This is a genomic window from Novosphingobium sp. PASSN1 (genome assembly GCF_002278815.1).
On record NZ_NKIS01000004.1, the window covers coordinates 362,828 to 377,743 of the forward strand.

A 14,916-nucleotide genomic window follows, 5' to 3' on the forward strand; every position below is an offset into this window, starting at 1 on the left:
CCGCGATAAATGCGAACGCCTCAGGCTTCCACCCTTGCAGCCTTACATCTTTGCAAACCCACAGTCTTGTCAGTAGGCTTCAATCTCAAGCCTGATAGGACCGATGAGACCCGATGGGCGAAGTGGCGCCGAGGCCGTATAGGCCTTCATCGTTGTAAACGTGATCGGCTTGGCGCCAGGCTGTGCGTCACCAATGAGCCGATTGACCCACAGATTGGCGACACGGATTTCGATGGCGTTGGTGCCAGGCTTGGCAGCACCGGCAATGTCCAGCCGATAGGGTGCCTTCCACAGCGTGCCGACTGATTTGCCATTCACGACAACCTCCGCCACATCGCGGACATCGCCGAGATCGAGGGTGAGCGATTTGCCGTGACGCAATGCTTTGGCAGCAATCTGCACGTCTCGACGATAGGTTCCAACGCCCGAAAAATACCGGATTTCCGGCGCACTGTGCTTTGCCCAATCGATCAACTGCGGCAAAACGATTTGCGCAGGAGCACCGCGACCCGGTTGAAACGCCAGTGTCCAGGGCCCTGAAATGTCCAGAGTTCCGCCATGGACCGGTGCAGCGGGCGGCCGAGCAGATCCGCTTCCTGAGGCTTTGCGAAAAACAACGAAGCCAGACTGATACGGCTCGAGCGTCATCGGGATGATCGTCTGACCATCCCGCACAGTATAGCTGACCTCACGCGATGTCCCGGTTGCAGCATCCCAAAGCTCAGGCAGTTTGCCGGTTGTCCGCAAGCTGATGTCGAGCTTTTCCGGCCTGTCTTTGCGGTTCGTGAAAAAATAGATGTCGGTGGTGGGTGTGGTCCGGTGGACAAACAGCACCGTAGTGTCTGGCGCCGGTTTGCTGTGCTCGAAATCCGGTGTGATGGCGAGCTCTGCCATAGCCTTGTTCACATCCGCCATGGCGAGCACCATGCCCTTGCCTGTATCCCCGCCCCACAGGCGCTGAGCCAGCGCGTCAAAAGCCGCCACATCGTCTGACAGGCTGGGCGTTCCATCAGGCCTCGGCCCGACCAGCGTCGCGCCGCCCCGCACGAGCTCATCAAGGCGCTTGAGCACGGGTAGCGTCATCTGTCGGCTTGAACCACCAAGGTAGATCAGCTTGTAGCGCGCGCCGCTTTTGGCCACCAGATCGCTACCATCGTTTCTTAATTGGTTCAGCACGACGTCGGCATTCACAAAGTCGAATCCGCTCGACTTTGGAAGGTCATCGGGCACAGATTTGGCAAACAGCGCAGTCAGCGGAGCTTCTTCGCCGTAGAAATAGGCGACATCGGCAACGTGGCGCCCTTGCTGGAGCATGAAACTGTTTCGGGATATGTAGTCCACCCAGGGCCGGGCCATCTCGCCCCAGTTTTCGAGCCGGTTGAAATACTGGCCAAAGATGAACAGCGAAAAGCCGGGAGCCTTTTCGGTCAGCGGCTGATGGACCGAGGTGTGGATCACCGGGCGATTGATGCCGAGCGCAAACTCCATGTCGATCATCGGTTGCAGATCGCGCGGCGCAAAAGCCCAAGGCTGCAACGCGGACGTCAGCGATTCCGCCGCAGCGAGATTTTGCCCATAGACATGCGCCACCGAGGCCGCGCCGCGCATATCACCCTGATGAGTCGACTGGGGTTCTCCCCCAGCGGCATAGGACCACATCGCGGCCATCGGTATGTCGGCATCGCGGCGCATGTCCATATCGTCGCCGAGCGAGGGGCGCTTGTCCTCCAGCGCTTCGGAATAGTGGATCAGTCCTCGCTGGTGCGCTGCCATGGTGATCGTGCGGTAATGTGCCTCAGCCATGAGGTCAGCGAGGGTCTTGCGGAAATCATATAGGAACGCGTCGGTCCTTGCCGGGCTGTCGATGATCACACCCGTCAGCGCGGGCAGCCACCGCACCGGATCATAGCCGCGCCGCGCGGTAAATTCGGCCACCAGCTTCGGCGTCCAGTTCGAAGAGCCAACCTCGATGCTGTCGTTGAGCAGTGCACGCACACCTTTCCCACCGATCAGGTCCCTGCCCACAGCATCCACATACGTATCAAGGTACGTGTTGATATAGCGGCGCACGGCCTCAGCATCGAACTTGTCGACTTCGAGCCCGGTTGCCTCGGGCGTGGCGGGATGGTTTTCGGTGCCAGTCAGCGAGTAGCCCATGCGCAGCACGCGCCAAAGGCCTTTGGGCGGTGCCCAATCGAGGCTGCCGTCGGGCTGCATCCTGCCAGTCAGGTCGATCAAGTCGGCGGGATCAACGCCGGTGCCCTGTGGTGAGGCAAGGCTGTAGTAATCAAAATTGGTCGCAAATCCGGCCTTTTCCTCGGTGCGGTGGGTGCGTGCGGACGTGGAAAGGCGCAATTCGGAGATCGTGATCAACTTCGGGCCACCGCTCATGAAACCCGGGAAGGCGGGAAACGCCGCGCCGGGCGCGGGCGGCGGGCCAAGAGCGAAGCCCTTGCTATCGGGCAAGAACCGCACGCGCATGGCCTTGGTTGTAACGGGCGGAAAAGTGATCGTGTATTCCGCGCTGGTGCCGGTGGGGAAGCGCGCGACTTCGCTGAATGTCACGCCATCGGCGCTGGTTTCCAGCACGGGCTCGAAGCTGGCGGCGCCGAACAGCGTGCGCGGTGTAGTGCCGAGCGTGGCAGAGCGCACCACTTGCGGTACGGCAAGATCGGCACGCAACCAGCCGGGTGCTTCGGCCGTACCAGCAGGGATCTGGAGCACAGTGGCTTGCTTACCGTCGCTAACCAGCGCGCCATCGACAGGGCCGGAGGAGGCGGAAAACACCGGGGCGAGCGGTGCTTCCTTCTCGCGGTAGGCCAGCACATAAGTATCGCGATAGAGTTGCGGCAGGTCGGTCTTGGGATGATCGGAACCGATCTTGGGTTGCATGCCAAGGTCCTGAAACGGACCGGTCACACTGGGTGGGGTAGCAAGCTTGCCCCTGAACCGCTTGCCGCCAGGTATAATGGTTTCTGCCCAGACAAACTTTTTCATCCCATCCTCGGGCTTCACCCAAGGTCCGCCGCTTTCGCTCCAACCGGGGGAAGCGGCAATCGCCATTTCAAGGCCGAGCCGGTCGGCAGTCTCCGCAGCAAATCGCAACGCGTGCTTCCATTCCGGCGTCATGTACACGAGCCGCTTTTCAACCACTTGCGGGGTCTCAAGCTGGGCATCGAAGTTCTGCACTCCGCCAATGCCGATGCGCTTCATCCATTCAAGATCGAGCCTGATCCCCTCTTCGGTGACGTTGCCGTTCATCCAGTGCCACCAGATGCGCGGCCGGGCTGACGGCGGCGGGTCGCGAAACTGCTCTTCGAGTGTGGGAGCCGGATCGGCAAACGAGAGCGCGGGCACAAGTGCGCTGGCCGCTGCGAGTGCTGCGACATAAGTCCTCAATCCCATCGTACCTCTCCCGGCTTTTATGTTCTCTATTCAGACGATACCCGCTCCAAGCCCAACCGCCTTGCGCTCTTGCGCTTTGCGGGAACGCCACTGGCTGGTGCGGTAGGCCTCCAGCACATCGATCGCGCCGCCTGCTTCCATGCGCGCCATGGCGAGGATCGGGGAGACATCGATCGTGTAGGCGCGGCGCAGCGCCTGGAAGGCCATCATCGTATCGTTGGCTTCCTGCGCGGCATGGAGCGCCTCGCGGTCTACCAGCATGGCCTTGGCATGGCACTGGGCGATGGCTTCGGCGCTGGAAAGCATCGATTCGATGGGGTCGGTGACATTGTGCGACTGGTCGATCATGTAGCTGGGGTTAAAGCCGTCTCGCGGGTTGAGTTCGGCTTCGGCCAGTTCGTTGAACACGAGGAACAGCTGGTGCGGGTTGATCGAACCGGAATCGAGGTCGTCGTCGCTGTATTTGCTGTCGTTGAAGTGGAAGCCGCCCAGTTTGCCAAAGCGGTGGAGGCGGGCGACGATCTGTTCGATGTTCACGTTCGGCGCGTGGTGGCCCAGATCGACGAGGCACTTGGCCTTGGGGCCGAGTTCCTGCGCGGCGAGGATCGAGGAGCCCCAGTCCGAAATGACGGTGGAATAGAACGCGGGCTCGAACATCTTGTGTTCGAGCAGCATGCGCCAATCATCCGGCAGCGCGGCATAGACCTGTGCAGCGGCCTCCAGATAGCGATCTAGGCTGCGCGCTAGGTCCTGCTGGCCGGGGAAATTGGTGCCATCTCCCACCCATACCGTCAGGTCCTTCGAGCCCAGTTGCTGGCCGATTTCGATGCATTCGATGTTGTGGGCGATGGCCTGCGCGCGCGTGGCTTCGAGGGTCGAGGCGAGCGAGCCGGTGCTGTAGCTGTGCGCCTGGCCAGGCTGATCCTGAAAGGTGTTGGAATTGACCGCATCGAAGCCGAGGCCGAGGCTGGCTGCCTCTTCACGCAGTGCTTTGTAGTCACTTACCTTGTCCCACGGGAAATGCGGACTGACGCGCGGCGTGACGCGGGAGAGCTGGTTGATGACTGCGCAGTCTTCCAGCTTTTCGTAGATATCGGTGGGTTCGCCGGGGATCGGGAACTTGGCGAAGCGCGTGCCTCCGCGCCCTGCGCCCCAAGAGGGGACGGCGACGCTGAAGGCTGCAGCGCGGGCCTTGATGGCATCGATGGAAATGCCGCTGCGGGCGAGCTTGCGGCCTAGGGCTTCGTAGTCCTCGTGGAGGGCTTCGGCGCGGGCGGCGTTGTGCTCGGCGATCAGGTCGGCGGATAGGGGAAGTGTCATCTTCCGTCCTTTAGCGCGTGAAGGCTTGGGCGTTGCCCGCGTCGACATTGATCATGTTGCCGGTCGATTTTGCCGACATTTCGCTGGCGAGGAAATAGACCGCCTCGGCGATGTCTTCAGGCAGAACATCACGCTTCAGCATCGAGCGCTGGCGGTAGTGTTCCTCGAGTTCGCTGCCGGGATCGATGCCGTGGGCGCCAGCGCGTTCCTTGCGCCAGTCGCCATCCCAGATGCGGCTGCCGCGGATCACGGCGTCGGGGTTTACCACGTTGACGCGAATGCCGGCGGGCGCGCCTTCGAGGGCGAGGCAGCGCGCGAGGTGATTGGCTGCCGCCTTGGCCGAGGCGTAGGCGCTGGCATTGGTGGCCGCTGCGACGCCGTTCTTCGAGCCGATGAACACGACCGATGTGCCGCCCTGCTCCTTCATGCGCTTCAGGTGCGGCCAGGCGGAGCGGGCGGTAAGGAAATAGCCGCGCGCCAGCACATCATAGTTGCGGTTCCACAGATCGAGCGTGGTGTCTTCGATGGCAGCGGATGAGGCAATGCCGGCATTGGCGACGAGAATGTCGAGCCCGCCGAATTCGCGCGCGCAAGCGCCGAACGCGGCCTGAACCTGCGCCTCGTCGGTCACGTCGCAGACGGCAGCGCGGACCACATCCTTGCCGAACTGCTTGGCGAACCCTTCGCGTACGGCCTCGACTGCATCAGCGTCGCGATCCGCGAGCAGCACGCAGGCACCGTCTTTCAGGAGCCGCGCGGCGGTGGCAGCGCCAATGCCGCCAGCCCCGCCCGTTACAAGTGCGATCTTGCCGACCATGGGCTTTGGCGCAGGCATGCGCTGAAGCTTGGCTTCTTCGAGCAGCCAGTACTCGATATCGAAGGCTTCCTGCTCATCAAGCGCGATGTAGTCGCCGATGGCTTCCGCGCCGCGCATCACGTTGATCGCGTTGCCGTAGAACTCCCCCGCGAGGCGGGCGGTGGTCTTGTCGGTGGCGAACGTGATGCGGCCCACGCCCGGCACTAGCACGACGACCGGGTTGGGATCGCGCATGGCGGGGGAGTTCGCCCGTTTGCAGCGTTCGTAATAGGCGGCGTACATCGCGCGGTAATCGGCGAGTTGCTGCGCGAGGTAAGCATCGTCCGTCAGGCGCGCGGGGTCCAGCGTCAAGGGCGCGATCTTGGTGCGCAGGAAGTGATCGGGGCAGGATGTGCCCAGCGCGGCGAGGCGCTGGAAGTGCGCGCTGCCAACAAATTCGAGCGCTTCGGCATCATCGGAAAAGTGGCCCAGCTTGCGGCGCGCACCTGTCATCAGGCCGCGCAGGCGGGGCATGAGGTCTGCGGCAATCGCAGCGCGATCGGGGTGCGGCGCAACAATCTCGCCGCCGAACGCGGGCTTGCTGCCTTGCGCCGCGTTGAGATAGCGCGCGGCATCCGCAATCAGGCTGATCGTGTGTTCGTAGGCCGCCTTGGCGCTGTCTGCCCAGCAGATGATGCCGTGGCCGGCGAGCATGACGCCCTGAACCTGCGGATTGGCCGCGACAAAGTCGCGCAGCATTACGCCGAGCGTGTAGCCAGGACGCTTCCACGGTAGCCAGCCGATCTTGCCGCCCCAGATTGCCTTGGTGGCTTCTTCGCCGCCAGAAGATGCCGCGAGCGCGATGATCGCATCAGGGTGGACGTGATCGACATGCGCGTAGGGCAGCAGCGAGTGCAGCGGCGTGTCGATGCTGGCAGCGCGGCCATTCAGGTTGAACGTGCAGTGGGGCAAGTAGCCGACCATCTTGTCGTCATGGTCCGGCCCGCTGTACTGCGCTTCAAGGCCTAGCAGCCTGGCCTGATAAAGCGTGGCGAAGCCATCGAGCTTCATGGAGCCGATATCGCCGCCCGACCCCTTGACCCAGAGCACCTCCACCGCCTCGCCGGTGAGCGGATCGGTTTCGGTGAGCTTGGCCGAAGTGTTGCCCCCGCCGAAATTGGTGACGGTAAGGTCGGACCCGAGCAGGTTTGACCGGTAAAGCAGCAATTGCGCCGGGCTGAGCATTGCGGCGTGCGCATCGTCCCAGCGGCTGGTAGGCACGGTGAAGGGGATCGCGGCAAAAAGAGCGGTCTCGGCGTTCATGGCATCCTTCCGGCGTCGGTCATGGGGCCGCGCCACGAGCCTTGCTAACATTTCTGCTGGAAACGATCAATCTTGATTGATAATGATCGTTTTCTAAAAAGAACCATCGGGGAGAGGCGCGCTGAAGCACGGCGCCATCATTGTCATCGACCTGGGCAAGACCCTGAGCAAGGTTTCACTGTGGGATCGGGCCGGGCAGATGCTTGATCGGCAAGTACGGCCCAATGCGCCGCTTATGGTGGATGGCGTGCGCTGCCTAGATGCGCCAGGGATCGGCACCTGGCTGACCACCGCGCTGAGGGCATGGGCCGCGCATCCGGTGGAGGCGATCGTGCCGGTGGGGCACGGCGCCGGGGTCGCTGCTCTGCGCGGCGGGCAACTGGCGTTCGCGCCGCTCGACTATGAGGAGGAGATTCCGGACGAGATCACGGCGGGATACCGCGCGGCGCGCGATCCCTTTTCGGTGACGGGCTCCCCTGCCCTGCCCCATGGGCTGAACTTTGGCGCGCAGCTCTGGTGGCTACAGCAGCAGGGCCTGCTCGATAGGGTGACCTTGCTGCCCTGGGCGCAATATTGGGCCTGGTTTCTGAGTGGGGTGGCCGTGAGCGAAGTTACCTCGCTGGGCTGCCATTCCGATGTGTGGGACCCGGCGGCGAGCACGTTTTCGCCGATGGCGCTGCGGCTGGGCTGGGACACGAAGTTCGCGCCGCTGGTGCGCGCGGGCGATGTGGTCGGCACTTTGCGGCCAGAGCTTGCGGCAGCGACGGGGCTTTCGTCCGCAGTGCGCGTGCTGGCGGGGCTCCACGATTCCAACGCCGCGCTCCATGCCGCGCGCGGCTTTGCAGACGTCGCGGGGAGCGAGGCGACGGTGCTTTCCACCGGCACATGGTTTATCGCGATGCGGCGGCCGCAAGGCGAAGCGCCTTTGCTGCCGGAAGGGCGCGACTGCCTCGTCAATGTTGATCTGGAAGGACGAGCGGTGCCTTCGGCGCGGTTCATGGGCGGGCGCGAGCTTGAACGGATCGCGGGCGATGTCGGTGTCGATGCGGCGGGCGATCAAGCGGCGCTGCTGGCGGCCGTGCCGGGTCTGCTGCGTGCGGGGGCAATGCTGCTGCCGACTTTGGCCCCGGGCTGCGGCCCCTTCCCAAACCATGCCGGGTGCTGGGTGGACGAACCGGAGGATGCCACCGGGCGCCGCGCCGCTGCGTGTCTCTATGCCGCTCTGGTCGCAGATTGCGCGCTCGATCTCATTGGCGCGCGCGAGACACTGCTGATCGAGGGCCGCTTTGCCGCAGCCGAAGTATTCGTGCGCGCGCTCGCAGCTTTGCGGCCTGAGACCCGCGTGCTCGTGGCTGATGGCGAGAGCGATGTTTCCTTCGGCGCGTTGCGGCTGGCACAGCCTGCTATAGTGCGGGATGCCGCATTGCGGCAGGTGGAGCCCCTGGCCGGCGACCTTGCGGCATACCGCAAGGACTGGCGCAGCGTTCTGGAGACCACAGCATGATCGTCGCCAACATCGCCGATTTCCGCGAAGCCGCACGGCGCAAGCTGCCGCGCTTCCTGTTCGAATACATCGACGGCGGTTCCTATGGCGAGACGACTTTGCGGCGGAATGTGGACGATCTGGCCGGGATCGCACTGCGCCAGCGGGTGCTGCGCGATGTTTCCAAGATTGATCTTTCGACCGAACTGTTTGGCGCGCGGCAGGCCATGCCGGTGGCGCTTGCGCCGATTGGCCTTGCGGGCCTGAACGCGCGGCGCGGCGAAACACAGGCCGTCCGTGCGGCAGAAAAGGCGGGAGTGCCATTCACGCTATCAACCGTTTCGGCCTGCCCCTTGAGCGAAGTGGCGGCTGCGGCCAAGAAGCCGTTCTGGTTCCAGCTCTACATGATCCGCGACCGGGGCTTCATGCGCGAACTGCTGGCACAGGCGGTTGCGGCTGAATGTAGCGCGCTGGTGTTTACCGTGGATATGCCGGTGCCGGGGAGCCGCTACCGCGATGTGCGCAGTGGCCTGGCGGGTGCGCCGGGGCTGATGGGGGACATCTGGCGCACGGCGCAAGCCGCGCTGCGGCCGGGCTGGGCCTGGGATGTGGGGCTATGGGGCCGCCCGCACCACGTGGGCAATGTCGCACCAGTGCTGAAGGGCAAAACCGGGCTCAATGATTTCTTTGCGTGGATGCGGACCAATTTCGATTCCGCAATCACCTGGCGTGATCTGGATTTCATCCGCAGCGAATGGCGCGGGCCGCTGATCATCAAGGGCATTCTCGACCCCGAGGACGCGAAGGAAGCGGCGGCGCTAGGTGCGGATGGCCTTATAGTTTCCAACCATGGCGGGCGGCAGCTCGACGGAGTGCTTTCCACTGCGCGCGCACTGCCGCCGATTGCCGAGGCAGTGGGGGACAAGCTCACCGTGCTGGCTGACGGCGGCGTGCGATCGGGGCTCGATGTGGTGCGCATGCTGGCGCTCGGCGCGAAAGGCGTTCTGCTTGGGCGGGCCTGGGCCTTTGCACTGGCGGCAGGCGGCGAGGCGGGTGTGTCCAAGATGCTGCAGCTGATCGATGCGGAAATGCGCGTTGCCATGGCGCTGACCGGTGTGACCCGGATCGATCAGATAACCAGAGATAACCTTGCGGGAGACTATTCTTGACCACGGCACCTATCGGCGAAAGCAAGTGGCGCGGCACGATCCTGGCGGGGCTGGCGAACTATATCGACGCGGGCTCGATTGTGGCGGGCTCGGTCGCGCTGGCGCTGTGGCAGGAACAGTATCAACTCTCGCCGGGGTTCCTCGGGCTGCTGGGCGCGTTTGGACCCAATGCCATTGGCGCGGGCGTGGGCGCGCTGATTGGCGGCATTCTTTGCGACCGGCTGGGGCGGAAAAAAATCTACCAGTGGGACATGCTGATCTACGCCGCGGGCATGGCGCTCCTGGTATTTGCTGTGGCACCGTGGATGATCGTGGCGGGATTCCTGATCGTCGGCCTCGCGGTCGGCGCGGATATTCCCGCATCGTGGTCCTTGATCGCCGAGGGGGCGCCGGACGGGGCGCGGGCGCGGCATTCGGGCATGGCGCAAGTCTTGTGGTATCTGGGGCCAGTGGTGGTTCTGCTGATGAGCCTCGCGCTGACCAACCTTGGCGTGCTCGGCGCACGGATCGTGTTTGCGCATCTCCTGATCATCGCGCTCGCGCTCACCTTCCTTCGCTCACGCATGGCGGAATCGCCTCGCTGGATCGAGGCGCAGGCTTCGGGCGAGAAGCGGCCGCCAATATCCTCGCTGTTCACGGGCAAGCACCTTGGCTCGATACTCGGGCTCGTCGGGATGTATGGCTTCTGGAACTTGTGGGCGGGGACCAACGGCTTCTTCTTCCCCTATATCCTACGCACCGTGGGCGCGGCGACGCAGGCGCAGGCGGTGGGTATTCAGGCGCTCTCGTTTGCCATCGGCATGGCATCCATTGGCCTCGTGTTCATGCAACTGGCTGATCGCGTGAACCAGCGCACCCTGTTTGCTCTGTCGGCGGTCATTCAAGTCATTGGTATGGGCTTGCTTGTGGTGTTTCCGCTGACGATCCCGGTGGCACTGCTTTATGTGTTCCTCCTGCAATTTGGCGGCGGGTTCGGCGCGCAGAGCTTTTTCCAGCTGTGGAGCGCGGAAATGTTCCCCACGATGCTGCGCTCCACCGCGCAGGGGGTGTGCTTTGCCATCGTGCGGGTGAGCCTTGGCGTATTCAGCTTCTTCGTGCCGCTGCTGACCGCGACCGGCTTTACCACCCTGGCGCTCATCCTGACGGGGTTCCTCGTCGTCTCGGGCGTGATCGGCTTAGCCTGGGCACCGCGCAACGAGGGTAAATCACTTGAACAACTCGAGGCCGAGCGGCAAACAGCGACATGAGCAAGCCTGAGACGGAATTCCATGCACGCGGCTAAACGTGAGCGAGTGATCGAGGAGGCGCTGCGCGCTACCGGTTTCGTGACCTACCGCGAACTGGAAGCACTGCTCGATGCCTCGCCCGCCACGATCCGCCGCGATCTGGCGCGGCTGGAGGAGGCGGGGCAGATCGTGCGCGTTCATGGCGGGGCACGGGCTGCGGGCGATGCGCCACGGCCCACCTTGCAGCTGGCGGGCACGCCGTTCGACCAGTCGATCACGCTGAACCTTGCCGCCAAGCGCGCGATCGGCGCAGCGGCAGCAGCGCTATGCCTGCCGGGGGAAGGCGTGATGATCGATGGCGGCACGACCACCTTGCAGATGTGCCCGCACCTCACCGCGCTCAATCTGCAAGTGCTGACCAATTCGCTGCATATTGTGAACGCGCTGCTGCTCCAGCCGGGCACGCGCATTCTGGTGCCCTCTGGCGCAGTGTTTCGCGAGCAGAACATCATTCTGGCGGCATCGGGCGAAGACTCAATGCCTCGTTTCCACGCGCCCAAACTGTTTATGGGCGCGGCAGCGGTGGGTGCGCAGGGGGTGATGCAGCAGGACGTGGTACTGGTCGCCGCCGAACGCCGCCTGATCGACCGCGCCGAGGAAGTTATCCTGCTTGTTGACTCGACCAAGTTTGTTTCCTCGTCCGGCACTATCGTTTGCGGGCTGGATGAGGTGGATGTGCTGGTGACGGACACGGGGATTGCGCCCGAACATGCAGCGATGGTGCGCGCGGCAGGGGTATCACTGATTGTAGCGTAGCTGAATCGGGTTTTGTGACCCCCGATTTTCCAGCCAGCGCAGTGTGTTCGGGCGATCCAGTTCGGACAGGGCAATGCCGCAAATCCGTCAGACGCGGCCAAAACTTCGCACGACGCCAACAAACCTTCATTTTCAATCATTTATCTGGGATGATGGCCGTTTTCGGATTGATATTGATCATATCATATTGTTTGTGATACTAACCAATCACATCGGGCGTATAACCGGTCAATCTAGGATGTTGGGAGGAAGTCTATGGGGAAGCCTTGCACTCGCGTGGGCGTGACGATTTTGGCGCTGATGCTCGCAAGCACTAGTACTGTAGCGCTCGCCGACACGGCAGCGACCGATGCCTCCGGTGCCGGTTCACCGCAAGCTGATGATGCAGGCAACCCGCAGGACAAGAGCGAGATCATCGTCACCGGCGTGTTCGGTGCGCGCGCGATTGAAAGCGCCCCGATCTCGATCAACGTGGTCTCGAACGAAGTGCTCAAGCAGCACGCCCCTGTCTCGGCAGCAGACCTGCTCAAGAACATCCCTGGCGTCTTCGTGAACTCCGCGCTCGGCGAAATCCGCAACGTCGTGTTTTCGCGCGGCGTCTCCGCCAACTCGCTCGATGCGGCGGGCGGCTACTACTACGTCTCGCTTCAAGAGGACGGCCTCCCTGTTGAACTGGCGACCGCCAACAACTTCGGGCCGGACTATTTCCTGCGTCCCGATCTCAATCTCAGCCGGGTGGAAGGCCTGCGCGGCGGCACGGCGGCGATCACTGGCCCCAACGCACCTGGCGGCATCTTCAACTACATATCGCGGACCGGCAAAAGCGATCCGGGCGTCGAAGTCCAGCTCAAGGGCGGGCTGCTCGGCGATCTCGGTAATCCCTACTACCGCGGCGACATCTATGCCGGCGGCAAGCTCAACGAGAACGGGCTCTATTATTCGATCGGCGGGTTCTACCGCTGGGACCGCGGTGCGCGCGATCCGGGCTATGCCATGAACAAGGGCGGTCAGATCCACGGCAACATCCTCTATGATTACAGCGCCGGTTCGCTGCTGTTCACGGCCAAGTATCTAGACGATCGCAACGCCTGGAACGAGTTTACCCCCGCTATCGGTGCCACACGCATCGCACCCGGTTTCAGCAAGACCTCGTCCGTCCTGCCCCCCGCGAATGCCGCGCACTGCTTCCCCGGCGCAGATGGCAGCAACGAATGCTGGGACCCGACGGATCTGGTTCGTTCCCGCAGCGCGGCCTTCGGCCTGAAATGGAACCACGAGTTCGGTGATGGCTGGAAGTTCGAGAACAACGGACGCTACACCAGCTCGAAGGCTGACTGGAACACCGGCGCACTGATTTCGGCGAGCCCGCTCAACGACGTGGTCACTTCGTTCATCAGCACCAGCGCCTTCCTGCCTGCCGGTACGATCAACTACTTCTTCAAGAACAGCGGCGCGCTTGCGGCCACCAATCAGGTGATCCCCACGCCGTTCGGCTTCAGCGTGCAGGCCACCACCACGAACAACCTGCCCGGCCAGACCGTGCTGCCCGGCGGCATCTTTACGCAAGTTGCGTTTGTGCAGCACTTCAAGTCGGAGAACTTCGTTGATCAGGCAACTCTGACCAAGGATTGGGGTAACCACCACCTTGCGCTCGGTGGCTATCTGGCGCTTTCCAAGCTGCGGCTGCGCCAGGGCGGCGGCGGCATCGGTTTCTCGTCGCTTTCGAGCCCAACCGAGATGCTCACCTCGACGTTCACCGACACCACCGGCAAGGTCTTCCAGCTCAGCGATCCGAGCGGATTCCAGGCGCTCGGCACTGTGGGTGGCAACGATAATCGCGGCACGCAGAAACAATATTCGGTCTTCTTCGGCGATACCTGGCAGGTGACGCCGCAACTCACACTCGATGCCGGCGGGCGCTGGGAAAGCATCAATTACAACGTGTTCAACCAGACCTTCACCGCCGGTTTCAGTCCGACGGGTGCGGATGGTGACGCGCTGACGCTTTACGACAACAACGTGCCGTCGATCGGTCCGGAGTACAACACCCGCCGCAGCTACAAGATGTTCAACTTCTCGCTCTCGGCCACGTACGAGTTCACGAGCAATTTCAAGGCCTATATCCGTTATACCAACGGCAAGAAGGCGCCTGATTTCGGCTCGATCGTGGCGATCAACACCCCGGCCCAGATCGCCACGGTGTTCCCCAAGGCGCAGAAGATCGAGCAGATCGAAATGGGCCTGAAGTTTGCCCGGGGCGGTCTGAATGTTCAGGTATTCCCGTTCTACTCCAAGCTGTCCAACGTCACCACGAGCCAGTCCTTCACGTACACGGCAGGCCCGCAGCAGGGTCAGTTCTATTCGCCGGTGCCGGTTGCGGGCGAAATCGAGACATACGGCGTTGAAGTGTCGCTGGCAGCGCGCCTGACCTCGACCCTGTCGAGCCGCATCAACCTGACGCTTCAAAACCCCAAGGCCCGCAACTTCGGATCCTGGGCGCAAGGGCCGAAGGGTGATGGCACCGATGATATCCTGACGCTGATCGCACCGGGCGATGCCGATAACAACCCGAAGATCATCCTGCGCGGTGGTCTTGACTGGAGCCCGATCAAGAACGTGACCCTGTTTGGCGAGGTCAACCACCTTGGCAAGCGGGCGGCCAACGCGGCCAATGCCTTCTATCTGCCAGCCTACACCACGCTCGATCTCGGCGCCTCGTGGAACGTGACCGACAACGTCAAGCTGCAGTTCAACATGACCAACGTGACCAACACGCTCGGCGTCATGTCGTGGTCGCGCTCGGACAGCCTGCTGGCGAGCATCGACCGCCAAGGTCTGGCCAAGGGCGCCTACGATCCCAAGGCGATCTATCCGATCTTGGGCATCCAGCCGCGCGCAGCGTTCCTGACGGCCAACGTCAAGTTCTGACAGGACGATCTGCCCGACTTTGCCATCCAGCTGGATGGCAAAGTCGGCAGGTCCATTGGCGCTTGAATGACTTCAGCGCCGCGATTTGCGCCCGGTGTCTGCCTTGTGCCGCAAATAGTGCCACCTGCATTGAAAACAGGGTCGGCGCATCGCTGACGATGCCCCTCCCCGCGAAGGCATGTCAACCAGCGGCCATTTCGAGGGGCTTCCTGCCCGGAATCGATTGCGGCCTGCACCTTCCTCAGTCGCGCCAACGCGCAGCTCGCATGATCCACGCGATCTCGGCCTGCCCACGAATGTTAGGTCAGGTTTGAGCATGCAGAGTAAGCGCTGTTCTCAGGCCACGGCGGTCCATGGCATGAGTTCGCCGACGCTGTTTGCTGGATGACCGTTGGCCAGTTTTCCGAGCGCCTGCGTCAGCCAGGTATGCGGATTGATGCCGCTCAGCTT

General features: G+C 62.9%; 9 protein-coding genes. 5 read left to right on the top strand and 4 right to left on the bottom strand.

Annotation, left to right across the window (positions count from 1 at the left end):
- Window positions 1-69 precede the first annotated feature (69 nt).
- Genes CFE35_RS09810 through CFE35_RS09820 form a run of 3 tightly spaced genes read right to left on the bottom strand, consistent with a single transcriptional unit; the run spans window position 70 to window position 6,844 of the window.
- A complete protein-coding gene (locus tag CFE35_RS09810) occupies window positions 70-3,405 on the bottom strand; it encodes a glycosyl hydrolase (protein WP_292930407.1) in 3,336 nt (1,111 codons plus the stop codon).
- A gap of 30 nt (window positions 3,406-3,435) precedes the next feature.
- Window positions 3,436-4,725 (bottom strand): L-rhamnose catabolism isomerase, encoded by a 1,290-nt coding sequence (gene rhaI, locus CFE35_RS09815; protein WP_292930408.1) that lies wholly within the window; start codon window positions 4,723-4,725, stop codon window positions 3,436-3,438.
- Between the two features lie 10 nt (window positions 4,726-4,735).
- Window positions 4,736-6,844 carry a bifunctional rhamnulose-1-phosphate aldolase/short-chain dehydrogenase gene (locus tag CFE35_RS09820; protein WP_292930409.1) on the bottom strand — a complete coding sequence of 703 codons (2,109 nt, stop codon included), beginning with the start codon at window positions 6,842-6,844 and terminating at the stop codon, window positions 4,736-4,738.
- Between the two features lie 199 nt (window positions 6,845-7,043).
- On the opposite strand from CFE35_RS09820, the gene CFE35_RS09825 reads away from it, so the two are divergent.
- The 5 genes from CFE35_RS09825 (at window position 7,044) to CFE35_RS09845 (ending at window position 14,466) form a co-directional block, all read left to right on the top strand.
- Window positions 7,044-8,348, top strand: a complete 1,305-nt coding sequence (locus CFE35_RS09825) for a carbohydrate kinase (protein ID WP_292930410.1) — start codon at window positions 7,044-7,046, stop codon at window positions 8,346-8,348.
- Complete coding sequence (lldD, locus tag CFE35_RS09830; protein ID WP_292930411.1) at window positions 8,345-9,496, top strand: FMN-dependent L-lactate dehydrogenase LldD; 1,152 nt, start codon at window positions 8,345-8,347, stop codon at window positions 9,494-9,496. The genes CFE35_RS09825 and lldD overlap by 4 nt, the downstream gene beginning before the upstream one ends.
- Window positions 9,493-10,743: an MFS transporter gene (locus CFE35_RS09835; RefSeq protein WP_292930412.1), complete on the top strand. Its 1,251-nt coding sequence runs from the start codon at window positions 9,493-9,495 to the stop codon at window positions 10,741-10,743. Before lldD ends, CFE35_RS09835 begins: the two co-directional genes overlap by 4 nt.
- 21 nt (window positions 10,744-10,764) lie before the next feature.
- Window positions 10,765-11,538: a DeoR/GlpR family DNA-binding transcription regulator gene (locus tag CFE35_RS09840; protein ID WP_292930413.1), complete on the top strand. Its 774-nt coding sequence runs from the start codon at window positions 10,765-10,767 to the stop codon at window positions 11,536-11,538.
- 300 nt (window positions 11,539-11,838) lie between these two features.
- Entirely contained in the window at window positions 11,839-14,466 is a 2,628-nt protein-coding gene (locus tag CFE35_RS09845) for a TonB-dependent receptor (RefSeq protein ID WP_292930414.1), read from the top strand.
- A 336-nt stretch (window positions 14,467-14,802) separates the two neighbouring features.
- Here the strand turns inward: CFE35_RS09845 and CFE35_RS09850 are convergent, their stop codons facing one another.
- Window positions 14,803-14,913: a transposase domain-containing protein gene (locus CFE35_RS09850; RefSeq protein WP_366557137.1), complete on the bottom strand. Its 111-nt coding sequence runs from the start codon at window positions 14,911-14,913 to the stop codon at window positions 14,803-14,805.
- Between the last annotated feature and the right edge of the window lie 3 nt (window positions 14,914-14,916).